This is a genomic window from Agromyces sp. NPDC055661 (assembly GCF_053618135.1).
In genome coordinates this window covers 202,615-226,687 of record NZ_JBSHHC010000002.1, presented here as the reverse complement: position 1 = coordinate 226,687, position 24,073 = coordinate 202,615, and the positions used below count along the sequence as shown (strand labels likewise).

21 protein-coding genes and 1 riboswitch are annotated in these 24,073 nt (G+C 71.2%); of the genes, 9 read left to right on the top strand and 12 right to left on the bottom strand.

Annotated elements, in window-relative coordinates; all coding sequences use genetic code 11:
* Positions 1-116: 116 nt before the first annotated feature.
* The 4 genes from ACWGO8_RS14630 to ACWGO8_RS14615 form a co-directional block, all read right to left on the bottom strand.
* Positions 117-1,883 (bottom strand): dipeptide ABC transporter ATP-binding protein, encoded by a 1,767-nt coding sequence (locus ACWGO8_RS14630; RefSeq protein ID WP_452043770.1) that lies wholly within the window; start codon positions 1,881-1,883, stop codon positions 117-119.
* Complete coding sequence (locus ACWGO8_RS14625; protein ID WP_452043769.1) at positions 1,880-2,836, bottom strand: ABC transporter permease; 957 nt, start codon at positions 2,834-2,836, stop codon at positions 1,880-1,882. Before ACWGO8_RS14625 ends, ACWGO8_RS14630 begins: the two co-directional genes overlap by 4 nt.
* Positions 2,826-3,755, bottom strand: a complete 930-nt coding sequence (locus ACWGO8_RS14620; RefSeq protein WP_376955498.1) for an ABC transporter permease — start codon at positions 3,753-3,755, stop codon at positions 2,826-2,828. The genes ACWGO8_RS14625 and ACWGO8_RS14620 overlap by 11 nt, the downstream gene beginning before the upstream one ends.
* Before the next feature lie 186 nt (positions 3,756-3,941).
* A complete protein-coding gene (locus ACWGO8_RS14615; RefSeq protein ID WP_452043768.1) occupies positions 3,942-5,561 on the bottom strand; it encodes a peptide ABC transporter substrate-binding protein in 1,620 nt (539 codons plus the stop codon).
* A 205-nt stretch (positions 5,562-5,766) separates the two neighbouring features.
* On the opposite strand from ACWGO8_RS14615, the gene ACWGO8_RS14610 reads away from it, so the two are divergent.
* On the top strand, positions 5,767-6,531 hold the full coding sequence (locus ACWGO8_RS14610; RefSeq protein WP_452043767.1) for a CPBP family intramembrane glutamic endopeptidase: 765 nt from the start codon (positions 5,767-5,769) through the stop codon (positions 6,529-6,531).
* Here ACWGO8_RS14610 and ACWGO8_RS14605 read toward each other — a convergent pair.
* Complete coding sequence (locus ACWGO8_RS14605; RefSeq protein ID WP_452043766.1) at positions 6,480-6,938, bottom strand: hypothetical protein; 459 nt, start codon at positions 6,936-6,938, stop codon at positions 6,480-6,482. The two genes, ACWGO8_RS14610 and ACWGO8_RS14605, sit on opposite strands and share 52 nt — an antisense overlap.
* A 141-nt stretch (positions 6,939-7,079) precedes the next feature.
* Here ACWGO8_RS14605 and ACWGO8_RS14600 point away from each other — a divergent pair, with 141 nt between their 5' ends.
* A complete protein-coding gene (locus ACWGO8_RS14600) occupies positions 7,080-7,292 on the top strand; it encodes a hypothetical protein (protein WP_452043765.1) in 213 nt (70 codons plus the stop codon).
* Between the two features lie 25 nt (positions 7,293-7,317).
* Here ACWGO8_RS14600 and ACWGO8_RS14595 read toward each other — a convergent pair whose 3' ends face one another.
* The 7 genes from ACWGO8_RS14595 to ACWGO8_RS14565 form a co-directional block, all read right to left on the bottom strand.
* Entirely contained in the window at positions 7,318-8,016 is a 699-nt protein-coding gene (locus ACWGO8_RS14595) for an anti-sigma factor family protein (protein ID WP_452043764.1), read from the bottom strand.
* Positions 8,013-8,519, bottom strand: coding sequence for a sigma-70 family RNA polymerase sigma factor (locus ACWGO8_RS14590; RefSeq protein WP_376955508.1), 507 nt, complete (start codon positions 8,517-8,519; stop codon positions 8,013-8,015). Before ACWGO8_RS14590 ends, ACWGO8_RS14595 begins: the two co-directional genes overlap by 4 nt.
* Positions 8,520-8,622: 103 nt before the next feature.
* A complete protein-coding gene (gene gcvP, locus ACWGO8_RS14585; RefSeq protein WP_452043763.1) occupies positions 8,623-11,553 on the bottom strand; it encodes an aminomethyl-transferring glycine dehydrogenase in 2,931 nt (976 codons plus the stop codon).
* 42 nt (positions 11,554-11,595) lie between these two features.
* Positions 11,596-11,967: a glycine cleavage system protein GcvH gene (gene gcvH, locus ACWGO8_RS14580; protein WP_452043762.1), complete on the bottom strand. Its 372-nt coding sequence runs from the start codon at positions 11,965-11,967 to the stop codon at positions 11,596-11,598.
* A gap of 48 nt (positions 11,968-12,015) precedes the next feature.
* A complete protein-coding gene (gene gcvT, locus ACWGO8_RS14575) occupies positions 12,016-13,191 on the bottom strand; it encodes a glycine cleavage system aminomethyltransferase GcvT (RefSeq protein WP_452043761.1) in 1,176 nt (391 codons plus the stop codon).
* Positions 13,192-13,333: 142 nt separating this feature from the next.
* A riboswitch (glycine riboswitch) is annotated at positions 13,334-13,440 on the bottom strand.
* A gap of 55 nt (positions 13,441-13,495) precedes the next feature.
* On the bottom strand, positions 13,496-15,454 hold the full coding sequence (locus ACWGO8_RS14570) for a multicopper oxidase family protein (RefSeq protein ID WP_452043760.1): 1,959 nt from the start codon (positions 15,452-15,454) through the stop codon (positions 13,496-13,498).
* Between the two features lie 55 nt (positions 15,455-15,509).
* On the bottom strand, positions 15,510-15,983 hold the full coding sequence (locus ACWGO8_RS14565) for a DUF6220 domain-containing protein (RefSeq protein ID WP_452043759.1): 474 nt from the start codon (positions 15,981-15,983) through the stop codon (positions 15,510-15,512).
* Positions 15,984-16,184: 201 nt separating this feature from the next.
* Between ACWGO8_RS14565 and ACWGO8_RS14560 the strand changes: the two genes are divergently transcribed.
* From ACWGO8_RS14560 to ACWGO8_RS14530, 7 genes are all read left to right on the top strand, one after another.
* Entirely contained in the window at positions 16,185-16,880 is a 696-nt protein-coding gene (locus ACWGO8_RS14560; protein ID WP_452043758.1) for an NUDIX hydrolase, read from the top strand.
* 53 nt (positions 16,881-16,933) lie between these two features.
* Positions 16,934-18,328, top strand: a complete 1,395-nt coding sequence (nadA, locus tag ACWGO8_RS14555) for a quinolinate synthase NadA (protein WP_452043757.1) — start codon at positions 16,934-16,936, stop codon at positions 18,326-18,328.
* Positions 18,329-18,330: 2 nt separating this feature from the next.
* Positions 18,331-19,986, top strand: a complete 1,656-nt coding sequence (nadB, locus tag ACWGO8_RS14550) for an L-aspartate oxidase (protein WP_452043756.1) — start codon at positions 18,331-18,333, stop codon at positions 19,984-19,986.
* Complete coding sequence (gene nadC, locus ACWGO8_RS14545; RefSeq protein WP_452043755.1) at positions 19,986-20,909, top strand: carboxylating nicotinate-nucleotide diphosphorylase; 924 nt, start codon at positions 19,986-19,988, stop codon at positions 20,907-20,909. Before nadB ends, nadC begins: the two co-directional genes overlap by 1 nt.
* A complete protein-coding gene (locus ACWGO8_RS14540; protein WP_452043754.1) occupies positions 20,906-22,051 on the top strand; it encodes a cysteine desulfurase family protein in 1,146 nt (381 codons plus the stop codon). Before nadC ends, ACWGO8_RS14540 begins: the two co-directional genes overlap by 4 nt.
* Positions 22,048-22,197, top strand: a complete 150-nt coding sequence (locus tag ACWGO8_RS14535; RefSeq protein WP_376955527.1) for a hypothetical protein — start codon at positions 22,048-22,050, stop codon at positions 22,195-22,197. Before ACWGO8_RS14540 ends, ACWGO8_RS14535 begins: the two co-directional genes overlap by 4 nt.
* Before the next feature lie 219 nt (positions 22,198-22,416).
* Complete coding sequence (locus ACWGO8_RS14530; protein WP_452043753.1) at positions 22,417-23,970, top strand: MDR family MFS transporter; 1,554 nt, start codon at positions 22,417-22,419, stop codon at positions 23,968-23,970.
* Positions 23,971-24,073 lie beyond the last annotated feature (103 nt).

The following is a 24,073-nucleotide window of genomic DNA, read 5'->3' as shown; positions in this document are numbered from 1 at the left end:
CGCCGAAGCGCGGCGCGCGCCATCCGATCCTACCGTGCGCGGCGCGGGTTCGGCTGGGAACGCCGAACGCCCGGCATCCGGATGAGCGGATGCCGGGCGCTCCGGTCGTCGCGTGACTAGGCGCCGAGCTGGATGCCGGCCCCGGGGATCGCCGCGAGCAGGTCGCGGGTGTACTGCTCCTTGGGGTTGTCGAACACCTCGTCGGTGGTCGCCGTCTCCACGATCTTGCCGCGCTGCATCACGCACACGTGGTCGGCGATGACGCGCACCACCGCGAGGTCGTGGGTGATGAACAGGTAGGTCAGCCCGAGCTCGGACTGCAGGTCGGCGAGCAGGCGCAGGATCTGGGCCTGCACGAGCACGTCGAGCGCCGACACGGCCTCGTCGAGCACCACGATCTCGGGCTTCAGCGCGAGCGCGCGCGCGATGGCGATGCGCTGGCGCTGGCCGCCCGACAGCTCGTTCGGGTACCGACCGACCAGCGTGCGCGGCAGCGACACCTGGTCGAGGAGCTCGTAGACGCGGGCGCGCCGGTCGGCACGAGTGCCGACCTTGTGCGTGTACAGCGGCTCCGAGATGGTGTTGCCGATGTTGCGCAGCGGGTTCAGCGAGCCGTACGGGTCCTGGAACACCGGCTGCATCCGACTGCGGAGCTCGAACATCTCCTTGCCGGTGACGCTCGCCAGGTCCCTGCCGCCGACCACGATCTTGCCGCTCGTGGTGTCCTCGAGCTTCAGCAGCATCTTGGCGACGGTCGACTTGCCGGAGCCCGACTCGCCGACGAGCGCCGTGGTGGTGCCCTTCGCGATCTGGAACGAGATGTCGTCGACCGCCGTGAAGTCGCCCGAGCCGCGGATCTTGAAGACCTTGGTGAGGTTCTCGACGACGATCGCGGGCGGGGCGGATGCCAGGGCCTCGAGCGCCTCGGCGCGTGCCTCGGCGGTGGCGATGAGGTCGATGGCGTCCCCGGCCGCCGCAGAGGCGTCCTCGGCCATCGACGACTCGGCCGCCGCGATGCTGCCCGACGCCTGGATGCGACGCGAGGCGAGGCTCGGGGCCGCGGCCACGAGGCGCTGCGTGTACGGGTGCTGCGGGTTCTGCAGGATCTGCGCCGACGGACCGGACTCCACCACGCGGCCCTTGTACATGACCACGAGCTGCTCGGCGCGCTCGGCCGCGAGGCCGAGGTCGTGCGTGATGAACAGCAGGGTCGTGCCGAGCTCCCGGGTGAGCGACTCGAGGTGGTCGAGGATCACGCGCTGCACCGTGACGTCGAGCGCCGAGGTGGGCTCGTCGGCGATGAGCAGCTGCGGGTCGGCCGCCAGGCCCATGCCGATGAGCACGCGCTGGCGCATGCCGCCCGAGAACTGGTGCGGGAACTGCTTCAGGCGCCGGTCGGCGTCCTGCAGGCCGGCTTGCTTCAGCACCTCGATCGCGCGCTTCTTGACCTCCTTGCGCCCGGTCGCGATGCCGTTCGCCTTGATGGCCTCCTCGACCTGGAAGCCGATCGACCACACCGGGTTGAGGTTGGACATCGGGTCCTGGGGGACGAAGCCGATCTTGCGACCGCGGATCGACTCCATCTCCTTCTTCGACGCCTTGGTGAGGTCCTGGCCGTCGAGGAGGATCTGGCCGCCGGAGATGTGGCCGGTGCCGGGGAGCAGGTTGATGATCGCGTGCGCGGTCGTCGACTTGCCCGAACCCGACTCGCCCACGATGGCGAGGCTCTGGCCGCGGTAGAGCGTGATGTTCACGCCGTCCACGGCCTTCACGAGGCCGTCCTGGGTGGTGAAGCCGACCTGGAGGTCCTTGATCTCGAGGAGGGGACGCTCGCCGGTGTCGACGCTGGTCTGCTGGACGTCGGTGTTGACGATCTCGGTCATCGCTGCGCCCTCGCCTTCGGGTCGAGCGCGTCACGGATGACCTCGCCGAGCATGATGAAGCTCAGCACGGTGATCGACAGCGCGATGGACGGGAGGATGAGCACCTGCGGCGCCGTGCGGAGGTCGGTCTGCGCGGCGCTGATGTCGTTGCCCCACGACATGGTGGACGAGGGCAGTCCGACGCCGAGGAACGACAGGGTCGCCTCCGCGACGATCGCCGACGCGAGCGAGATCGTCGTGATGACGATGACGGGCGCGATCGAGTTCGGAAGCACGTGGCGCACCAGGATGCGGAACCGCGAGACGCCGAGGGCGGTGGCCGCCATGACGAAGTCGGCGTTCTTCACCCTCAGGATCTCGGCTCTCAGCACACGTGCTGTCGCCGGCCACGCGAATATGCCGATGGCGAGCGAGATCACCCACACGTTCGCGTACTGCGAGAACACCGACATGATGACCACGGCCGCGAGGATGTAGGGGATCGAGAAGAAGATGTCGCCGAGGCGCGAGAGGACCGAGTCGATCCAGCCGCCGTAGAAGCCCGCGAAGGCGCCGAAGACGATGCCGAGCACGAAGACCAGCACGGTCACGATGATGCCGACCGAGAGCGACGTCGACGTGCCGTGGATGATGCGCGAGTAGATGTCGCAGCCCTGCTTCGTGAAGCCGAGCGGGTGGCCATCGGTGGGCGCGCCGTTGCTGTTCGCGAGCTGGCAGTCGTTGTTCGGCGGGACCTGCGTGAACAGGCCCGGGAAGAGCGCGACGATCACGACGAGCAGGATGAGCGCCGAGGAGATCCAGAACATCGGGCGCTTGCGCACGTCGTTCCAGGCGTCGCGCCAGAGGTTCGAGGGCTTGCCCTCGGTCTGGACCTTGTCGATCGCGACGAGCGGGGTCTCCTCGATCGGCGCGACGAAGTGCTGCTGATCGGGTCTGGTGGTGTTACTTGGCATAGCGGATCCTCGGGTCGAGAACGGCGTACAGCAGATCCACCAGCAGGTTCACCACGAGGTAGATCAGCACCATGACGGTCACGAAGGAGACGACGGTGGGTCCCTCTCCGCGGATGATCGCCTGGTAGAGGGTGCGGCCGACGCCGGGCACGTTGAAGATGCCCTCCGTGACCGTCGCGCCGACCATCAGCACGCCGAAGTCGACGGCGAGATAGGTGACGACGGGGATGAGCGAGTTGCGCAGGATGTGCACGGGCACGATGCGGGTGCGCGACAGGCCCTTGCTCGCGGCGGTGCGAACGAAGTCCTGCGTGTCCGTGTCGATGACCGACGCCCTCGTCAGTCGGGTGATCTGCGCGAAGCTGATCGTCGCCAGCACCAGCGCTGGCAATATCAGGTCCTGCGTCGGGGCTCCGACGCCCACGGTGGTTCTGAACCAGCCGAGTTGGATGCCGAAGATGTACTGCGCGACGAACGCGACCACGAAGATCGGCAGCGAGATCAGGATGAGGCTCACGACGAGCGCGCTCGCGTCGAAGATGCCGCCCTTGCGGAGGCCCGAGATGAGGCCCACCGAGATGCCGGCGATCATCTCGAAGAAGATGGCGAGCACCGCGAGGCGGAGCGTGACGGGGAAGGTCGCCGCCAGGATCTCCGAGACGGGCTGGCCCGAGAACGAGGTGCCGAGGTCTCCGCGGAAGATGTTGCCGAGGAAGATGAAGTACTGGACGATGAACGGCTGGTCCAGGTGGTAGCGCTCGCGCAGCTGCTCGATGACCTGCGGGGGCGGGGTCTTGTCGCCGAACAGGGCGACGATCGGGTCTCCCGGCATTGCGAAGACCATGAAGTAGATCAGGAAGGTGGTGCCGAGCAGGACAGGGATCGCCTGAAGCAGTCGGCGCACGATGTAGCCGGCCATTGATCAGGCCCCGCTGTTCGTGGATGTTGACATGTTGAAAGAAACCTCACCGTTTGGAAGTTCGTCCACACGATGCTACGCCGATCGGCCGGGCACCGGGGATACGTGGGAGTGGGGCGGCAGTCGATTAGACTGCCGCCCCACGGGCGCCTCAGAGTCTAACCCCGAGTCACGCCTGAACGAGAATTACTCGCTCTTGGTCACCTCGTAGTACAGCGGGACCGAGTTCCAGCCGAACTGGACGTTCTCGACCGTCTGACCCCAGGCACCGTTGACCGTCGAGTACCACAGCGGGATCGCGGGGAGGTCCTTGAAGAGGATCTCCTGAGCCTGCTGGAACTTCTCGTTGGCCTTGTCGAGGTCGGTCTCGGCGAGACCCTCCTTGAGGAGCGCGTCGAAGTCGGCGTTCGAGTAGTCACCGTCGTTCGAGCCGGCGTCGGTCGCGTAGATCGGGCCGAGGAAGTTGAACAGGGCCGGGTAGTCGGCCTGCCAACCGGTGCGGAACGCGGTCTGGATGGTGCGGTCGGTGATCGCGGTGCGGACCTCGGCGAAGGTCGGGTACGGAGCGCCCGACGCGTCGATGCCGAGGTTGTTCTTCAGCTGGTTCGCGACTGCGTCGACCCAGGCCTGGTGGCCGCCGTCGGCGTTGTACGCGATCTGGAAGGAGCCGCTCCACGGGGAGATGGCGTCAGCCTGGGCCCACAGGTCCTTCGCGGCGTCGGCGTCGAAGTCGAGCACGTCGGAGCCGGGGATGTCCTCCGAGTAGCCGTCGATGACGGGCGACGTGAAGTCGTGCGCCGGGGTGCGGGTGCCCGAGAAGATCACGTCGGTGATCTCCTCGCGGTTGATCGCCTTCGAGATCGCGGCGCGACGGAGGTTGCCCTCCTCGCCGTCGAAGTGCGGGAGACGCGCCGGGATCGTGAACGACTGGAAGATCGCCGCGGCCTGCGTGACCGAGCGGTCGCCGAACTCGTCCTGGAAGGTCGAGAGCGCGCCGTCGGGGATGGCGTCGAGCACATCGAGGTTGCCGCCCTGGAGGTCGGCGTACGCCGCTTCCTGCGTGGCGTAGAAGATGATGTCGAGTCCGCCGTTCTGCGCGACACGGGGGCCGTCGTAGTCGGGGTTCACGACGAGGTCGATCTTCTCGTTGTGCTTCCAGGCGCCTTCGCCGTCGAGCATGTACGGGCCGTTGCCGACCGGGTTCTCACCGAACGCGGCGATGTCCTCGAAGGCCGACTCGGGGAGCGGGAAGAACGCCGAGTAGCCGAGGCGCAGCGGGAAGTCCGACTCGGGCTGCTTGAGCTTGACCGTGAAGGTCAGGTCGTCGACGACCTCGAGGCCCGTGAGCTCCGAGTCCTCGTCGTAGCTGAAGCCCTCGATCGACTCGAAGAAGTAGCTCGAGAGCTGCTCGTTCGAGAGGAGCGCGCCGTAGTTCCAGGCGTCGACGAACGAGTTCGCCGTCACCGGCTCGCCGTTCGAGAACTTCTGGTCGGCCTTGATCTTGATCGTGTAGTTCTGCGCGTCCTCGGTCTCGATCGACTCGGCCATGTCGTTGTGCGGAGCACCGTCGGCGTCGTAGTAGACGAGGCCCGCGAAGATCGCGTCGAGGATCTTGCCACCACCGGTCTCGTTGGTGTTGGTGGGAACCAGCGGGTTCTGCGGCTCCGAGCCGTTGGTCGTGATGACCGCGGTCGAGCTGCCGGCACCGCCGGTCGACTCGGGCGAGCCGCTCGTGCAGCCAGTGAGCGCGAGTGCGCCGGCTGCAGCAAGAGCAATGGCGGCGACGCCGATTCTCTTGATCTTCAATGTTCCTCCTGTGAGATGAGCGCAGACGCACGACTTATGGCCGCGTGGTGCGCTGGGATAGATCGAGGTTATGTATCGCTTCCTGTGGAATCAAACTCCAGAGGAAACCGTTACCGACGCGCAATGTTGCGCCCGATCCGGAAGCGGAAACCGCTGTCACCGCGCACGAATATTGCATGGGGGCTTGACATGCGAGGATAACCGCATGTCAAGCCCCCGGCGCCGCCTCCGGATCGAGGTCGTGATCGTCCTCGGACTCAGCTTGGGCGCGTCGGCGGTGTACTCGATCGTCTCCCTGGTCGCCAAGCTGACCGAGGAACGGGCGCTCGGCGACCAGTCCGTCGCGCTGAATCCGTCGCGCTCGAGCCGGGAGTGGCTCGACTTCACGTACCAGTTCCTCGACGTCTTCTTCGGGCTGTTCGCGGTCGCGCTCGTGCTCTACCTGCTGTGGCAGCCGGGCCTGAGCCCGTTCCGCCGCATCGGCTTCGACCTGACCCGGCCGGGGCGCGACGCGGCATCCGGCCTGCTGCTCGTCGCCGTCATCGGCGTCCCCGGGCTCGCGCTCTACGCGATCGGCCGGGCGCTCGGCGTCACGGTCGCGGTGCAGACCTCACCGGTCGACTGGTTCTGGTGGACGGTGCCCATGCTCGTGTTCCGCGCGCTGGAGGCCGCGCTCACCGAGGAGATCATCGTCGTCGGCTACCTGTTCACGCGGTTCCGCGAGCTCGGCGTGGGCCGCTGGGCGACGATCCTCTCGAGCGCCGTGCTGCGCGGCACGTACCACCTCTACCAGGGCTTCGGGCCGTTCGTCGGCAACGTCGCGATGGGCGTCGTGTTCGGGTGGGTCTACTCGCGATGGGGTCGCACGATGCCGCTCGTCATCGCGCACTGGATCCTCGACATCGTGTCGTTCGTGGGCTATCCGCTCGCGGTGGGCTGGTGGCCCGAGCTCTTCGCTCCCCCGGCCTGAGCGGCCTGGGTCGCGACGGGCGACGGATGCCGCGTGCGCGGCGCCTGCGGCACGTGCTCGCTGCGCGCGAGCGCCACGACCGTCGCGGGCATGGGCGGCAGCGACTCCTCGGGCACCTCGACGCGGAGGTCGGAGTCGGTCGCGCGCACGCGCGCCATGTCGTGCCAGCTGCGCCGGCTCGGCGAGCAGACGGCCGAGAACCCCTCGCCGCCGAAGACGGTGCTGCTCGAGTAGTCGGTGAACGACTGGGCTCGGCGCAGCGCCTCGGCCGTGCCCGGGTCGCGTCGCTCGAGGAGTCCGGCTCGCTGTTCGAGCCCGAAGCCCCGGCCGGCGAGCATCGAGCTCCCGACGAAGAGGCCCGTGAACGCGAGCGTGCCCAGCACTGCGATGAGATCGGCGGAGATCATTGCGCAACCCCCTCTTCGAGAGAACCTCAGTGTACTCCCGGAGGCGACCGTCGGGACCGCCCGGATCCGTCGCGTCGCGCGCATCGCGAGCATGGTCTGGGCGCGAACCGACTCCCCTCGCGCCGAAGGGAACGAAGGACCATGGACCTCGCACACGCCTTCGCCGCGGGCGGCCTCTCCGCACGCACCACCGACCGCCGGTTCCGGGCGACCGAGGACGAGATCCACGACGCGGAGCGCCGCGTCGTGGAGCGCCGCAGGGCCGCCGTCGCGGCATCCGCCGCGCGCGTCTACACCGAGCGCGGACGGCACGTCGCGCCGCGCCCAGCACCCCAGCGGCCCGCGACGGCCTGACGCCGCCCGACCCGGCCGATGCCGCTCAGCCGGCGACGCTGCGCATGAGCACGTCGCCGGTCGCGACCGCCCGGATCTCGAGCGACGCGATCTGGTCGACGGGCAGGGCGCTGCCCGCCTCGAGTCGCGCGGTCGCTCCGGGGGTCGCCCGCCAGGTCGACACCTCCGTGGTCGTGCCGTCATGGCCGATCACGACGAGCGCGTACGGCCAGCTCTCCTCGGCGTGGTCCTCGCCGGGCGTCGTCTCGTAGGTGCAGTCGAGCTCGATCCGCGTGCCCCACTCCACCGGCGTGAGCACCGCGCTCGCGGTGACCGGGCGATCGGCAACGGTCTCGAACGCGACGAGCTGCCGATCCGTCGCCGGCCGCATGAGCGAGAGCGGCACGGCGACCGCGGCGATCACGACGACCGCCGCCGCAGCCGCCAGCACGATGCGCATGCGTGTGCGACGGAGCCGACGTCGTCGGCCTTCACGACGCACGGCGTCGAGCAGCGCGGGATGGGGCGACGACATCGCGCCCTCGGGCTCCTCGAGGAGCGCCTCGGCGCGGTCGGCGGACAGCCGTGCGAGCAGGCCCGGCATCGGCGAGAGCTCGGCCACCGACCGGCGGCAGGCGTCGCAGGTCTCGAGGTGCTCCTCGTATTCCCGGCGCTCGGCCGGCGAGAGCGCGCCGAGCACGTAGGCGGAGTCCCAGTCGGCGTAGCGCGAGTGATTCGGGTTCATCGCGTCACCCCCTTCTCCTGCAATGCGAGGCGCAGGGCCCGCAATCCGTAGTGCAGCCGCGACTTGACGGTGCCCTCGGGGATCGAGAGCCGCCGCGCGACCTCCGCGATGCTGCATCCGCCGTAGTAGGCGTGCACGATCACCGCACGGTGCTCGAAGTCCAGGCCGGCGAGCGCCTCCTCGATGATGAGGCTCTCGAAGAGCTGGTCGGTGCCGTCCTCGCGTCCGGGGTCGGGCAGTTCGCCGACGCCGATCTCGTGCCGGCGGCGGGCGCTGCGCGCCTCGTCGATGACGAGGTTCCGCGCGACGGTGAACATCCACGACCGCGTCGACGCGGGCTCCTGCTCGAGGATGCGCGGGCTCCGCCACGCGCGCAGGAGCGTCTCCTGCACGATGTCGTCGGCGCCCGCGGGGTCGCCCGTGAGGTGCACGACGTACCGCCACAACGACGGCCCGTGCGCGTCGTACAGCGCGACGAGCCGACGATCGTCGTCCTGCGACATCGGTCACCTCCTGCGGTGACAACGAGAAGGAGCCCCGTGGGGTTCAGTCTCGCGGATGCTTCGACACCATCGCGCCGAAGCATCCGCATCGTTCATCGGTCGGCTACGCGAACGCCTCCACCGGCGGGCAGGCGCAGACGAGGTTGCGGTCGCCGAATGCCTGGTCGATGCGGCGCACCGGCGCCCAGTACTTGTTGCGCACGAGCGAGTGCACGGGGTACACGGCCTGCTCGCGGGTGTACGGATGCGTCCACTCCCCTGCGATGACCGACTCCGCCGTGTGCGGCGCGTTGCGCAGCGGGTTGTCGTCGGCCGGCCATTCGCCGCGGCCCACCGCGTCGGCCTCGGCCTTGATCGCGATCATCGCCTCGATGAAGCGATCGAGCTCGGCGAGGTCCTCCGACTCCGTCGGCTCGACCATGAGCGTGCCCGCCACGGGGAACGACATGGTCGGCGCGTGGAAGCCGTAGTCGATGAGCCGCTTCGCGACGTCGTCGACCGTGACGCCGGTGGCCGCGGTGAGCGGGCGCAGGTCGAGGATGCACTCGTGCGCGACGAGCCCGTTGTCGCCCGTGTAGAGCACCGGGAAGTGGTCGCGCAGTCGCGCCGCGACGTAGTTCGCCGCGAGCACCGCGGTCGCGGTCGCCTGCTTGAGGCCCTCCGAGCCCATCATGCGCACGTACGCCCACGAGATCGGCAGGATCGACGGGCTGCCGTACGGCGCCGCCGAGACGGGCCCGCCGTCGTGCGTGACGCCGCCCGAGTGGTCGGCGCGCTGCGCGAGCGGGTGGCCGGGCAGGTACGGCGCGAGGTGCGCCTTCGCCGCCACCGGTCCGACGCCCGGCCCGCCGCCGCCGTGCGGGATACAGAACGTCTTGTGCAGGTTGAGGTGCGAGACGTCGCCGCCGAAGTCGCCGAAGCGGGCGAAGCCGAGCAGCGCGTTGAGGTTCGCGCCGTCGACGTAGACCTGGCCGCCGGCGTCGTGCACGGCCCGGGTGATCTGCGTGACCTCGTGCTCGTAGACGCCGTGCGTCGACGGGTACGTGATCATGAGCGCGGCGATCCGGTCGGCGTGCTCCGCGATCTTCGCGCGCAGGTCGTCGAGGTCGACGTTGCCGAGCTCGTCGCAGGCGACGACCACGACGCGCATGCCGGCGAGCACCGCGGATGCCGCGTTCGTGCCGTGGGCGCTCGACGGGATGAGGCACAGGTCGCGGTCGAGGTCGCCGTTCGCGCGGTGGTAGCCGCGGATCGCGAGGAGGCCCGCGAGCTCGCCCTGGCTGCCCGCGTTGGGCTGCAGGGAGACCGTGTCGTAGCCCGTGACCTCGGCCAGCCAGTTCTCGAGCTGCTCGATGAGGCCGAGCGTGCCGACGACGTCGGCCTCGGGAGCGAACGGGTGCAGGTTCGCGAACTCGGGCCACGTGACCGACTGCATCTCGGTGGCGGCGTTGAGCTTCATGGTGCACGAGCCGAGCGGGATCATGCCGCGGTCGAGCGCGTAGTCGCGGTCGGCGAGCGACTTCAGGTACCGCATCATCTGCGTCTCGGACTGGTGCGTGTTGAAGACGGGGTGCTCGAGGTAGGTGCTCGTGCGACGCAGCGACTCGGGCAGGCTCCCGGGGAGCTCGCGCAGCGATACCGGCACGTCGATGCGCGGGTCGAAGCCGAACGCCTCGACGACGCGCGAGAGCTCGTCGGCGGTCGTCGTCTCGTCGACGGCGACGTGCACGGTCGCGTCGTCCGCCTCCCAGAGGTTGAGGCCGAGCTCTCGGCCGCGGGCGACGACGTTCCTCGCGAGTCCGGGCACGTGCACGCGGATCGTGTCGAAGTACGCGTCGTTCGCGAGGGTCAGCTCGTACGAGGTGAGCACGTCGGCGAGCGCCTTGGCCTTCGCCGCCGTCGTCGTCGCGATGTGCCGGATGCCTCGCGGCCCGTGGTACACGGCGTACATCGACGCCATGACGGCGAGGAGCACCTGGGCGGTGCAGATGTTCGAGGTCGCCTTCTCGCGACGGATGTGCTGCTCGCGCGCCTGGAGGCTCAGCCGGTACGCCGGGTGGCCCGCGGCATCCTGCGAGACGCCGACGAGGCGACCCGGGAGCTGGCGCTCGAGGCCCTTGCGCACGGCCATGTAGCCGGCGTGCGGGCCGCCGAAGCCCATGGGCACGCCGAACCGCTGCGAGGTGCCCACCGCGACGTCCGCCCCCAGCTCGCCCGGGCTCGTCAACAGCGACATCGCGAGCAGGTCGGCCGCGACGACCGCGAGCGCACCCTGTTCCTTCGATGCGGCGATGACGGATGCCGGGTTCCACACGCGGCCCGAGGCGCCCGGGTACTGCACGAAGATGCCGAAGTGCTCCCCCAACCGCTCGGTGAGCCGGTCGAGATGAGCATCGCCGTCGGGCTCGGTCGCGTCGACGAGCTCGGCGAGCGGCAGTACGACGAGCTCGATGCCCACGGCCTCGGCGCGCGAGACGAGCAGCGCGTGCGTCTGCGGCAGCGCGTCGGCGTCGACGACGAAGCGGTTCGAGGCGGACTTCGAGCCGCGGCGGGCGAGGAGCATGCCCTCGACGACCGCGGTGCCCTCGTCGAGCATCGACGCGTTCGCGGTGTCGAGTCCCGTGAGGTCGGACACCATCGTCTGGAAGTTGATGAGCGCCTCGAGGCGGCCCTGCGAGATCTCGGGCTGGTACGGCGTGTAGGCGGTGTACCAGCTCGGGTTCTCGAGCACGTTGCGCTGGATCACGGCAGGCGTGATCGTGCCGGAGTAGCCCAGGCCGATCATCGAGGTGCGCACGGTGTTCTGCTCGGCGAGCGCGGCGAGCTCCGCGATCGCCTCACGCTCGGTGGCGGCCGGCGGGATCACCGAGTCGACCACCTCCCCCATGCGGATGGCCGTCGGCACCGCCGCCGTCATGAGCGCATCGAGCGAGTCGTAGCCGAGCGCGGCGAGCATCCACTCGTGGTCGCGCGGGGTCGTGCCGATGTGGCGGCGCCCGAACGCGTCGAGGTCGAAGGCCGGGGAGGTGGGCATGGGGATCCTTCGTGTCGTGTCTGGTGCTGGTGGGGCGTCCGGCTACTCGCCGGTGAGCGCCCGGTACTCGTCGTGGGTGAGCAGCTTCGGGAGGGTCGGCGCGGTGACCTTGATGAGCCAGCCCTCGCCGAACGGGTCGCTGTTCACGAGCTCGGGCGCGTCGATCACGGCCTGGTTGGCCTCGACGACCTCGCCGTCGACGGGCGCGAACAGCTCGCCGACCGACTTCGTCGACTCGATCTCGCCGACGACGTTGCCCGACGTGATCTGCGTGCCGGCCTTGGGCAGGTCGACGTAGACGACGTCGCCCAGCTTCTCGGCCGCGTAGTCGGTGATGCCGATCGTCAGGGTGTCGCCGTCGACGAGCACCCATTCGTGCTCCTCGGTGTACTGCAGCGCGGTCAGGTCGGTCATGGGGTTCTCCTCGCGGTGGGCGGTGCGGTGGGTTCGGTGGTGGTTGCGTCAGGCGGGGCGCTTGTAGAAGGGAAGCGGCACGACGGATGCCGGGACGCGCGTGCCCCGGACGTCGACGTACAGCTCGCGGCCGGGCTCCGCGGCATCGGGCGCGACGAACGCCATCGCCACGGGGTGGCCGAGCGTGGGCGACAGCGCGCCGCTCGTCACGACGCCGACGCGCGCGGCATCCGCGCCCTCGCCGTCGTAGACCTCGTAGTCGGCGCGCGCGGCGCGGCGACCCTCGGCGGCGAGGCCGACGAGCACCGGGGCATCCGTCGGAGGGCCCGCCTCGATGGCCGCGCGACCGACGAAGTCGCCCTCCTTCGCGAGCGCGACGACGCGGCCGAGGCCAGCCTGCACGGGGAAGGTGTCGCGGTTCAGCTCATGGCCGTAGAGGGGCATGCCCGCCTCGAGGCGCAGCGTGTCCCGGCTCGCGAGTCCGGCCGGGACGACGCGGGGGCCGCCGGTCTCGGTGAGGGCCTCCCAGAGGCGCGCTGCGCGGTCGGGGGCGACGTAGAGCTCGAAGCCGTCCTCACCGGTGTAGCCGGTGCGGGCGACGAGCACGGGCTCGCCCTCGAAGGTCGCCGGGAACGCACGATAGTACTTGAGCGCAGCGAGCTGCACGTCGAACTCCTCGACGTCGTTGCCCGGGCCGTCGTCGACGCCGAAGCCCGGCGTCTCCTCGAGCACGGCGCGCGCGTCGGGGCCCTGCAGGGCCACCAGGGCGACGTCGTCGCTCTCGTCGGAGACGAACGTGTCGAAGCCCTCGGCTCGTGCGACGAGCTCCGCCGCGACCACCTCGCGGTTGGCGGCGTTCGCGACCACCATGTAGCGGTCGTCCCCGGTGCGGTAGACGACGAGGTCGTCGATGATGCCGCCGTCCTCGTCGAGCAGCAGCGAGTACTTCGCCTGGCCGATCTCGATGGCCGACAGCTTGCCGGCGAGCGCGAAGTCGAGCGCTGCGGCGGAGCCCGGGCCGAGCAGGATGATCTCGCCCATGTGCGAGAGGTCGAAGATGCCGGCGTGCGTGCGCACGGCGTGGTGCTCGGCGAGGTCGCTCGAGTAGCGCACGGGCATCTGCCAGCCCGCGAAGTCGGTGAACGACGCGCCGGCGGCGCGGTGCACCGCATCGAGCGGGCTTCGACGTTCGGTGGTGCCGGGGGTGGTGCCGGGGTCGGTCACGAGTTCTCCAGAGTCGCGTGGGCGGTCGGCGGATGCCGCTGGGAACTCCCCCTCTGTCATGGGCCTGAGAGCTTCACGCGAGTTCGCGCTTTCACCGTCGGCGGGATGTGGCGGGAATGCCCGATCCGCTTTTCAGAGCGGCCTCGTCGTCGCGGTGTGAGACCTGAGAGATTGGCGGGGAGGCTTGCTCCTTCGGTGCCGGCCAGTGGTGCTCCTGGTGGAACTGGCCGGCTCTCCCGCGACGCGTCGATGGCCCGGTGTGAGGTTGTACCGCCGATCCTAGCCGACGCAGGCGCGCGCAGCCCTACTCCGGCCGGTTGCCGTGCGCGTCGTGCTCGAACGGCGTGGTGACGCCCTCGTAGGCGAGCGTCATCATCATTCCCGCGGCCGCGTGCGAGAGGTCGTGGCAGTGGTCCATCCAGATGCCCGGGTTGTCGGCCACGAGCGCGAGCTCCCAGACCTCGCCGGGCCGCACGTCCACCGTGTCGAGCCACAGCGGTGCGCCCGTGGCGGGCACCCCGTCCCGTGCGAGCACCAGCACGTGGTGGCCGTGCACGTGCATCGGGTGCACGTCGAAGCCGCGGTTGACGACCGTGAGCTTCACGACGTCGCCCTCGCGCACCCCGATCGGGTCGATGTGCGGGAACACCTGCCCGTTCACGGTGTACGCGTAGGTCGGGGCGCCGCCGACGAAGCGCGGCATCCGGTCGAGCACGAGCTCGCCCTCGGCCGTGAAGGGTCCGAGGCCGGCGAGGATCTCGGCGACGGTCTGGTCCCCGGCGCCATACGCGAGCAGGTCGAGCTCGGGCACGTCCGACACCTCGCGCGCGAGGTCGGGTCCCTCCGACGCGGGCGGGGCGACCACGACGACGGATGCCGCGGAGAAGTCGGTCTCGAACCGCACGCCGTCGTCGGGCACCGTGAACACGAGGTCGGCCCGCGCCCCGGCGCCGAGCCGCACCGACCGGTGCTCCACCTCGTCGCCCGCGGACAGCTCGCGACCGTCCACCGCGGCGACCCGGAACGGCGCGCCCACGACCGTGACCCGCATGGGCGCCTGCTCGGTGTTCGCGACCCTGAGCCGCACCGTGTCGCCCTCTGCGGCCTCGAACGACTGCGGCCCGTCAGTCGCGCCGACGACGACCTCGCCGCCGATCCGGTGCACCGGCAGTGCGAGGTCGAGCGACTCCGCGATTCCCGCGGCCGGCTCGACGACGAGCATGCCGTAGAGGCCGCGGCGCACGCCCTCGGACGCGGCCTGGTGCGTGTGGTACCAGTACGTGCCGGGCGTGTCGGCGACGAACCGGGACGTGAACCGCTCGCCCGGCAGCACCGCGTCCTGCGTCACGCCCGCGACGCCGTCCTCGCCGTTCGGCACGTCGTAGCCGTGCCAGTGCAGGGTCACGCCGTCGTCGATGTCGCGGTTCGCGAGGTCGACCTCGACGAGCTCGCCCTCGGTGACGCGCAACTCCGGGCCGACGACGGTGTCGCCGCCGAAGCCCCACGCCTCGACGGTGTCGCCCGATGCCAGCTCCACGTCGTGTCGTGCGGCGGTGAGCTCGAACCGGTGCACGTCGCCGGGCGCCTCTGCGGGCGTGCGGAGGTCGCTCACCGAGGTGGACGAGGTCGACGAGGCCGTCGCCGTCGCGGCATCCGTCGCCGGGCCGTCGTGACCATGGGCGGTGGATGCCTCGATGCGCGGCGCCGCGGTGTCGGACAGCCACGACCAGCCGACCCCGCCGGCGAGCAGCACCGCGAGCAGGCCCGCGAAGCCCGCGACGGCGCGACGCCCGCGATGGGTGAGGAGCGCCCACGTGAGCCCGGTCCCGAGCAGCACCGCGACGCCGAGCAGGAGGGTCGCCACGGCCTGCGGCGGGTAGCCGACGAGCCAGGTCGCGACGGCCGCGGCGGCCATCGCGTACCCGCCGCCGAGCACGAGCGTGCGGGCAAGGGGCATCCGGAGGCCGCGCAGCCACCACGCGAGGCCGACGGCGCCCGCGGCGAGCCCCACGACCTGGAACGGCAGCCCGACGACGAGCTTCTCGCCGACGAACCACCAGCCGCGACCGGCGAGGATGAACGCCCCGACGGCGGCGACGACGAGCAGGAGGGTCCCGCCCGCGGCGAGCGCCGTGACGATCAGTCGTTCGCGTCGATCGGCCCGCGTGGTCGACGAGCCCGTGGTGAAGCCTGCGGCGAGCCAGAGGCCCGCGCCGGCGATGGCGGCGGCCGACTGCAGCAGGAGGAGGGCCGCGGTGGTCATCGGGCCCTCCTCGCTGCGGGTCGGGATGCGGTGTGCGGGATCGCGCGTCCCCGGCTCAGGCGCTCGGCACGGGGGCCGGCGCGTCGTCGGCCGCCACGGCGGGCTTCGTCGGCGTGCCCTCGCGGACCAGCCTGCGGGCACGCACCACGAGCAGCACGCCGAGCAGCAGGATCGCGGCGCCGTTCACGGCGTGGAGCCCGAGGAAGAGCGTCGCGGCGAGGGGCGGGTCGGCGTGGCTCGACTCGTCGAGTCCGAAGATCACGCCCGTGAGGATGAAGAGCACGGTCTGGAACAGGATCAGCACGAGCGGCAGCACGCTCAGCCAGATCGTGCGCTTCCCGGCCCGCGCGAGGGCCGCGGTGACGATGAGCAGCAGCGCGAGGATCGGCAGCACGATGCGGCCATTGGTGCCGTGCCAGGCGAACAGCTCGTCCTCGGGGTTCGAGAACACGCCGACGGCGGCGAAGTAGAGCTGCAGGACCACGGAGGCCGTGAACAGGATCGTGACGACGAGGAACAGCTTGCGCATGTGCAGGCTCGCTTTCAGGAGTGGAATCGGGCTTCGTCGATAGTGCCCGCCCGGCATGAGCCGCGGCATCCGGGCCAGCACCGGCCTGCACCTCGGTGACGTCACGGAATTCGCGTTCGTGTCACGTTGACTGTAAGCTGATTCCCAGCACTTAGGGTCATCATGACTTTAAGACCGATCCGAACGAGCGAGGGGCCACGGATGCCGCAGCAGCACGACCCGGCCGCGCAGGCGCGCCTCGCCGTCTCGACGGTGATCTTCGCGCTGAGCCCCGACGAGGGCGCCGAACGTCCGAGCCTGCGCCTGCCCCTCGTGCGCCGGCTCCGCGAGCCGGGTCTCGGGCGCTGGGCGCTGCCCGGCGGCTGGCTGCCGGTCGGTGAGGCGCTCGAGGGTGCAGCGGCGCGCACGCTCGCCGAGACCACCGGGCTCACGCCGAAGTACCTCGAGCAGCTCTACACGTTCGGGGCCGTCGACCGCTCCCCCGACGAGCGCGTCGTCTCGGTCGTCTACTGGGCGCTCGTGCACTCCGACGAGGTCGAGCGCGCGGTCTCCGACGAGAACGTGCAGTGGTTCGACGAGGACGAGCTGCCCGACCTCGCGTTCGACCACCGCGCGATCATCGACTACGCGCTGCTGCGGCTGCGCACGAAGCTCGAGTACTCGCGCATCGCGCACGCCTTCCTCGGCGAGACGTTCACCCTGGCCGAGCTCCGCGCCGTGCACGAGGTCGTGCTCCGCAAGCGCCTCGACCCCGCGAACTTCCGCCGCACCATGGAGGCCTCCGGCACCCTCGTCGACACGGGCGAGCGCCTCTCCGGCACGCGGCACCGTCCGCCCGCCCTCTACCGCTTCGACACGGCGTCCGCGATGGCGCCCGCGTCCGACCCGGCCCGCTGACCCACCCTCACCGACCCCATCCCACTGACCCCACCCCTGACGAGGAGCCGATCATGACCATCGTCCAGCCTCCCGCCCGCGACGTCCGGCTCGCGGCATCCGTCGACCGCTCGATCCGGCTCATCTCGACGGGCTCGTCGGCCGGCTCCACCTGCGCGCCCGAGCTCGCCGAGGGGCCGTGGGAGTTCGACCGCGGCCCGGCAGGCTACGGGCCCGGCGCGTCGATGGGCGACGTGATCCCCACCGGCTCGCCGCGCCAGGGCGCGCTGCCCGACGAGTACCGCCGCGCCTCCGACGCGGAGCTGCACGACCGCATCCGCGCCGCGAAGGCCACGCTCGGCGACCGCGTCGTCGTGCTCGGGCACTTCTACCAGCGCGACGAGGTCGTCGAGCACGCCGACTTCGTGGGCGACTCCTTCCAGCTCGCGAACGCGGCGCTCACGAAGCCCGACGCCGAGGCGATCGTGTTCTGCGGCGTGCACTTCATGGCCGAGACGGCCGACCTGCTCTCGACGCCCGATCAGGCGGTCATCCTGCCGAACCTCGCCGCGGGCTGCTCGATGGCCGACATGGCCGACGAGTCGAGCGTCGAGGAGTGCTGGGAGCAGCTCGAGGAGGTCTACGGCGACCTGGCGACCCCCGGCGCCGACGGGCGGGTGCCGGTCATCCCGGTCACCTACATGAACTCGTCGGCGGCCCTCAAGGGCTTCGTCGGCCGCAACGGCGGCATCGTCTGCACCTCGTCGAACGCGCGCACGGTGCTCGAGTGGGCGTTCGAGCGTGGGCAGCGCGTGCTGTTCTTCCCCGACCAGCACCTCGGCCGCAACACCGCGAAGTCCATGGGCGTGCCGCTCGAGCAGATGCCGATGTGGAACCCGCGCAAGGCGCTCGGCGGCAGCACCGCCGAGGAGCTCGCCGACGCCCGCGTCATCCTCTGGCACGGCTTCTGCTCGGTGCACCGGCGCTTCACGGTCGACCAGATCGAGCAGGCGCGGCGCGAGCACCCCGGAGTGCAGGTCATCGTGCACCCCGAGTGCCCCATGCCGGTCGTCGACGCAGCGGATGCCGCGGGCTCGACCGACTTCATCGTGAAGGCCATCAAGGCAGCCCCCGCCGGCTCGACCTTCGCGATCGGCACCGAGATCAACCTCGTGCAGCGCCTCGCCGCGGAGTACCCCGAGCACACGATCTTCTGCCTCGACCCGGTCGTGTGCCCGTGCTCGACGATGTACCGCATCCACCCGGGCTACCTGGCGTGGGTGCTCGAGGAGCTCGTCGCCGGCCGTGTCGTCAACCGCATCACGGTGCCCGACAGCGTCGCCGACCCGGCGCGGCTCGCCCTCGAGCGGATGCTCGCGGCGAAGCCGCCGGCCGCGACGCAGGCCGACACCGCTGGTCGAGGAGCGACGCCGAAGGCGACGCGTCTCGAGGCCCCGGCGGAAGCCTGACCATGGCTCGCGTGCTCGTGATCGGCGGCGGCATCGCCGGCCTGTGGACCGCGGTGAAGGCCGCGGACGCCGGCCACGAGGTCGAGGTCGTCACGAAGGCGGCGCTCGTCGAGGGCAGCACCCGCCACGCGCAGGGCGGCATCGCCGCGGCGCTGTTCCCCGACGACTCGGCCGAGCGGCACTACGCCGACACGATCGCGGCCGGAGCGGGCCTCTCCGACCCGGCGGCGGTCCGTGTGCTCTGCGACGAGGGACCGGCCCGCGTGCGCGACCTCATCCGCTTCGGCGTCGCGTTCGACCGCGGCGACTCGGGCCTCGCGCGCGGGCTCGAGGCGGCGCATTCCCGTGCGCGCATCCTGCACGCGGGCGGTGATGGGACGGGTGCGGCGATCGAGTCCGCGCTGGTCGCCACGGTACGTCGTCGCGCGGTCCGCGCACACGAGCACACGATGCTCGTCGAACTGCTGGTCGAGCACGGATGCGTCGTGGGAGCTCGGCTGCTCGCGGCATCCGGCTTCACCGAGGTGCGGGCCGACGCCGTCGTGCTCGCCACCGGCGGCAGCGGATGCCTCTACCGGCATACGACGAACCCCGACGTGGCGACCGGCGACGGCGTCGCGGCCGCGTGGCGCGCCGGAGCCGAGGTCGCCGACCTCGAGTTCGTGCAGTTCCACCCGACGGCACTGGCTGCGCCCGGCACGCCCCTCATCTCCGAGGCGGTGCGCGGCGAGGGTGCCGTGATCGTCGACGAGCAGGGCGAGCGCTTCATGCCCGCGGTGGACCCGCGCGCCGAGCTCGCCCCGCGCGACGTCGTCGCCCGCGCCGTGTGGAAGCGCATGGCCGAGCAGGACGGACGACCCGTCTTCCTCGACGCGACGGCGCTCGGCGCGGACTTCCTCGCCGCCCGATTCCCCGGCATCGACGCGGCGTGCCGCGACGCCGGCTTCGAGTGGGGCACGCAGCCCGTTCCGATCACGCCTGCGGCGCACTACGCCATGGGCGGCGTGCGCACCGACCTCGACGGGCGCACGAGCCTGCCCGGGCTCTACGCGGTCGGCGAGTGCGCGCGCACCGGCGTCCACGGCGCGAACCGGCTGGCGTCGAACTCACTGCTCGAGGCGGCCGTGTTCGCGGACCGGGCGGCGCGGGCGCTCGGCGCGCCGTGGCTGAGTCCTGCACCCGCGGCATCCGCCGTGCCCGCACCCGCCGACGCTGTCACGCGATTCGGTGTTCCGGCCCGACACGCCGCAGGCGCCGGCGCGACCGACGGCGTGTCGCCCCTCGACACCGAATCCGGTGATAGAGCGGGAGCTGCGGCGGGTGACGTGGAGGTCGAGCGACGCGAGCTGCAGGCGCTCATGTGGGAGCACGCCGGGCTCGAGCGATCGGGCGAGGGGCTCGCCGCGGCATCCGCTGCGCTCGACGCGTGGCGCGCGCCCGAGGTCGTCGACCGCCGCACAGCGGAGGACCGCAACCTGCTCGAGCTCGCGCGCCTGACCGTCGCCGCCGCGATAGCGCGAACCGAGAGCGTCGGCGCGCACTTCCGCACGGACGACCCGCGTGCCACGACGGCCGAGCCGCTCGTGGCGACTCCGGCGACCACGACCACGACTCCGACCCCGACCCCCGCTGCCCACGCCCTCGAGGAGGCCGCCTGATGACCGACGTCCGCGAGATCGACCGCATCGTCACCGCCGCGCTCGACGAGGACGCGCCGTGGGGCGACCTCACGTCCGAGACGCTCATCCCCGCGTCGGCGACGGCGGCAGCCGAGCTCGTCGCGCGCGAGCCCGGCGTGCTGAGCGGCGTCGAGGTGTTCGCGGCGGCGTTCCGCCTCACCGATCCGCGGATCGTCGTGGAGCGCCTCGCGGCCGACGGCGACCCCTTCGAGGCGGGCGCGGTGCTCGCCCGCGTGCAGGGACCGGCCCGGGGCCTCCTCACCGCCGAGCGCGTCGGCCTCAACCTCGTGCAGCGCATGTCGGGCGTCGCGACGCTGACCGCGACCTACGTCGCCGCGGTCGCAGGCACCGGCGCGCGCATCGTGGACACCCGCAAGACGACGCCGGGGCTGCGCAGCCTCGAGCGCCAGGCCGTGCGCGACGGCGGCGGGCGCAACCACCGCCGCTCGCTGTCCGACGCGATCATGGCGAAGGACAACCACCTCGCCGTGCTCACCGCGGGCGGCCGCGGCCTCGCCACGGCGCTGCGCGAGGCGCGTGAGCGGATGCCGCACACCGCCCACCTCGAGGTCGAGGTCGACCGGCTCGACCAGCTCGACGCCGTGCTCGCGGGCGGCGCCGACACGATCATGCTCGACAACTTCACGCTCGACGACCTGCGCGCGGGCGTCACGCGCATCGGCGGACGGGCCGTCGTCGAGGCATCCGGCGGCGTCTCGCTCGACACGGTCGCCGCGATCGCCGCGACCGGCGTCGACGTGATCTCGGTCGGCGCGCTCACGCACTCGGCGCGGGCGCTCGACCTGGGGCTCGACGTCGTGATCGAGCCGGCGACGGATGCCGCGACGGCCGTCTCGGCCGCGCCTGCAACCCCCGCCCCCGCCCCCGAGGTGTCCCCGTGATCTTCCTCGACCACGCCGCCACCACGCCCGTGCGCCGCGAGGCGCTCGAGGCGATGTGGCCCTACCTCACGGGCTCGTTCGGCAACCCGTCGAGCCACCACGGACTCGGCGACGAGGCATCCCGAGCGCTCGCGGCGGCACGCGCCGAGGTGGCCGCCGTGGTCGGATCCCGTCCCGGCGACGTCGTGTTCACGAGCGGCGGCACCGAGGCCGACAACCTCGCGATCAAGGGCATCGCGCTCGCGAACCCGCGCGGCCGCCACCTCGTGGTCTCCCCGATCGAGCACGAGGCGGTGCTGGAGTCCGCGGCGTACCTCGCGCGCGTGCACGGCTTCACCGTCGACGAGGTCGAGGTCGACGCGGGCGGCCTGGTGCATCCCGACGCGCTGGCGCGTGTCATCCGACCCGATACCGCACTCGTGTCGGTGCAGCTCGCGAACAACGAGATCGGCACGGTGCAGCCCGTCGCGGAGCTCGCCGAGGTCGCGCACGCGTCGGGAGCCCGGTTCCACACGGATGCCGTGCAGGCGGCCGGCTGGCTGCCACTCTCGCTCGACGGGCTCGGCGTCGACGCGCTCTCGCTCGCGGGCCACAAGGTCGGCGCGCCCAAGGGCACGGGCGCGCTGATCGTTCGCGGCCGGATCCCGCTCGAGCCCGTCGTGCACGGCGGCGGCCAGGAGCGCGGGCGCCGCTCGGGCACCGAGAACGTGGCGGGCGCAGTGGCCTTCGCAACCGCCCTGCGACTCGCCGAGGCCGAGCGGGCGGATGCCGCGACCCGCGTCGGCGCGCTCGCCGGCGAGCTCATGGCCCGCATCGCCGCCTCGGTGCCCGATGCCGTGCTCACGGGCGATCCCGTGCACCGGCTGCCCGGGACGGTGTCGTACGTCTTCCCGGGCACGAGCGGCGAGGCGGTGCTGCTCGAGCTGGAGCGCGACGGCGTGATCTGCTCGAGCGGATCGGCGTGCGCGGCGGGCAGCGACGAGCCGTCGCACGTGCTCACGGCGATCGGGCTTCCCGCGGAGCTCGCGCAGACCGCCGTGCGATTCACGCTCGGTGCCGAGACGACCGAGCACGACGTGGCGGATGCCGCGGCCGCGGTCGCCCGGGCGGTGTCGGTGGTGCGCAGTATCGTGAAGCCATGACCGATCCCACCACCATCCCCGCCGACGACGACGCCGAGCGCGACGCCGAGACGCGGGTCGAAGACGAGGTCGCTCCCGAAGAGGAGCTCCTCGAGGGGTGGCTTCCCGACGCCACGCCGACCGACGGGCCTGCACCCGCTCCGTAGTCCGCGCCTTCCGTGCACGCGATTTCGTCGTGCGCGGCTGAACCGCACTCCGCATATGCAACCTGCACGCGCTTCCGCGCGTTCGCGTGGCTGGATTCCATACGTTCCGATCGATCCCTCGAATCGGGAATAGCGACTCCTCCGACGCGGGTTGTCTCTCACATTCGACGCAACTCCTCCGGCGCCGCTCTGCGCCGAGATCGATTGGATGCCTTTTCCTTGACCGAACGCGCCGTTCCCGACCTGACCCAGAACCAGCCCGTCGCCGCCGGCGATGCGGCTTCCGAGCACGCCCAGCACCACACCGACGCCGAGGCCCTCCACGGCAAGCGCAACTCGCGCGTGATCTGGCTGCTCCTCGCCTCCGCCTTCGTCGTCATCCTCAACGAGACGATCATGGGCGTCGCCATCCCCCACCTCGTCACCGACCTCGGCATCACCATCGAGGCCGCGCAGTGGCTCACCACGGCGTTCATGCTGACGATGGCGGTCGTCATCCCCATCACGGGCTTCCTGCTGCAGCGGTTCGCCACCCGCCCGATCTTCATCGCCGCGATGACCCTCTTCTCCGCGGGCACCCTGATCGCCGCGCTCGCGCCCGGCTTCGAGGTGCTGCTGGTCGCGCGCGTCGTGCAGGCGAGCGGCACGGCCATCATGATGCCGCTGCTCATGACCACGCTCATGACGCTCGTCGCGCCCGCCGACCGCGGCCGCTTCATGGGTCGCGTCTCGACCGTGATCTCGGTCGCGCCCGCGATCGGACCGACGATCTCGGGACTCATCCTCACGTACCTGTCGTGGCGGTACATGTTCTGGCTCGTGCTGCCGATCGCCCTGGTGATGCTGATCATCGGCATCCGCCGCGTCGAGAACGTCAGCGAGCCGCGCGTCATCCCCATCGACGTGTTCTCGGTGATCCTGTCGGCGTTCGGCTTCGGCGGCCTGGTCTACGGACTGAGCCTCGTGGGCGGCGTCGTCTCGGGCACGGGCTCGCCCGCCGGCATGTGGATCTCGCTCGCCGTGGGCGCGATCGGCATCGCGACGTTCATCCTCCGCCAGCTGCTGCTGCAGCGACGCGACCGCGCGCTGCTCGACCTGCGCACGTTCCGGTCGCGCAACTTCGCGATCTCGGTCGTGCTCATGGTCATCGTGATGGCCGCCCTGTTCGGCACGATCATCCTGCTGCCGATCTACCTCCAGGACGTGCTGCACCTCGAGCCCGCCATCACCGGCCTGCTCCTGCTCCCCGGCGGCCTGCTCATGGGTCTGCTCGGCCCCACCGTCGGACGCCTCTTCGACCGGTTCGGGCCGACGCCGCTGCTGGTCCCCGGCAGCATCGTGGTGAGCGCAGTGCTCTGGTCGCTCACCATGGTGACCGAGACCACGTCCCCGTGGATGCTCCTGATCGCGCACGTCGCGCTCTCCGCAGGTCTCGCCTTCATGTTCACCCCGCTGTTCACGTCGGCCCTCGGGTCGGTCGAGCCGCGCTTCTACTCGCACGGTTCGGCGATCGTCGGCACCGTGCAGCAGGTCGCGGGCGCCGCCGGCACCGCGCTCTTCGTCACGGTCATGGCGGCGGTCACCGCCTCCGTCGCCGCGACGGGCGCGACGGCCGAGGCGGCCCAAGCGGCCGGCCTGCGCACGGCGTTCATGGTCGGCGCGATCATCTCGGTCGCGGCCGTCGTCGGCGCCTACTTCGTGCGGAAGCCGGCCGACATGGAGACGGGCGCGCACGGCGACGCCGCACTCGAGGCGGCCTCCACCGAGGCGTGACGACGCGGCATCCGACCGCTGCATGACGAAGGGCCCGGCACGATGCCGGGCCCTTCGTCATGCGCGGCGCGCCGTGCGCCCTGCGGCTTGCGCGGTGCGCGGT

Coding starts and splice junctions, on each gene's coding strand:
- ACWGO8_RS14630 (WP_452043770.1), bottom strand. CDS start 1,883: ATGACCGAGATCGTCAACACCGACGTCCAGCAGACCAGCGTCGACACC.
- ACWGO8_RS14625 (WP_452043769.1), bottom strand. CDS start 2,836: ATGCCAAGTAACACCACCAGACCCGATCAGCAGCACTTCGTCGCGCCG.
- ACWGO8_RS14620 (WP_376955498.1), bottom strand. CDS start 3,755: ATGGCCGGCTACATCGTGCGCCGACTGCTTCAGGCGATCCCTGTCCTG.
- ACWGO8_RS14610 (WP_452043767.1), top strand. CDS start 5,767: ATGTCAAGCCCCCGGCGCCGCCTCCGGATCGAGGTCGTGATCGTCCTC.
- ACWGO8_RS14605 (WP_452043766.1), bottom strand. CDS start 6,938: ATGATCTCCGCCGATCTCATCGCAGTGCTGGGCACGCTCGCGTTCACG.
- ACWGO8_RS14600 (WP_452043765.1), top strand. CDS start 7,080: ATGGACCTCGCACACGCCTTCGCCGCGGGCGGCCTCTCCGCACGCACC.
- ACWGO8_RS14595 (WP_452043764.1), bottom strand. CDS start 8,016: ATGAACCCGAATCACTCGCGCTACGCCGACTGGGACTCCGCCTACGTG.
- ACWGO8_RS14590 (WP_376955508.1), bottom strand. CDS start 8,519: ATGTCGCAGGACGACGATCGTCGGCTCGTCGCGCTGTACGACGCGCAC.
- gcvP (WP_452043763.1), bottom strand. CDS start 11,553: ATGCCCACCTCCCCGGCCTTCGACCTCGACGCGTTCGGGCGCCGCCAC.
- gcvH (WP_452043762.1), bottom strand. CDS start 11,967: ATGACCGACCTGACCGCGCTGCAGTACACCGAGGAGCACGAATGGGTG.
- ACWGO8_RS14570 (WP_452043760.1), bottom strand. CDS start 15,454: ATGACCACCGCGGCCCTCCTCCTGCTGCAGTCGGCCGCCGCCATCGCC.
- ACWGO8_RS14565 (WP_452043759.1), bottom strand. CDS start 15,983: ATGCGCAAGCTGTTCCTCGTCGTCACGATCCTGTTCACGGCCTCCGTG.
- ACWGO8_RS14560 (WP_452043758.1), top strand. CDS start 16,185: ATGCCGCAGCAGCACGACCCGGCCGCGCAGGCGCGCCTCGCCGTCTCG.
- nadA (WP_452043757.1), top strand. CDS start 16,934: ATGACCATCGTCCAGCCTCCCGCCCGCGACGTCCGGCTCGCGGCATCC.
- nadB (WP_452043756.1), top strand. CDS start 18,331: ATGGCTCGCGTGCTCGTGATCGGCGGCGGCATCGCCGGCCTGTGGACC.
- nadC (WP_452043755.1), top strand. CDS start 19,986: ATGACCGACGTCCGCGAGATCGACCGCATCGTCACCGCCGCGCTCGAC.
- ACWGO8_RS14535 (WP_376955527.1), top strand. CDS start 22,048: ATGACCGATCCCACCACCATCCCCGCCGACGACGACGCCGAGCGCGAC.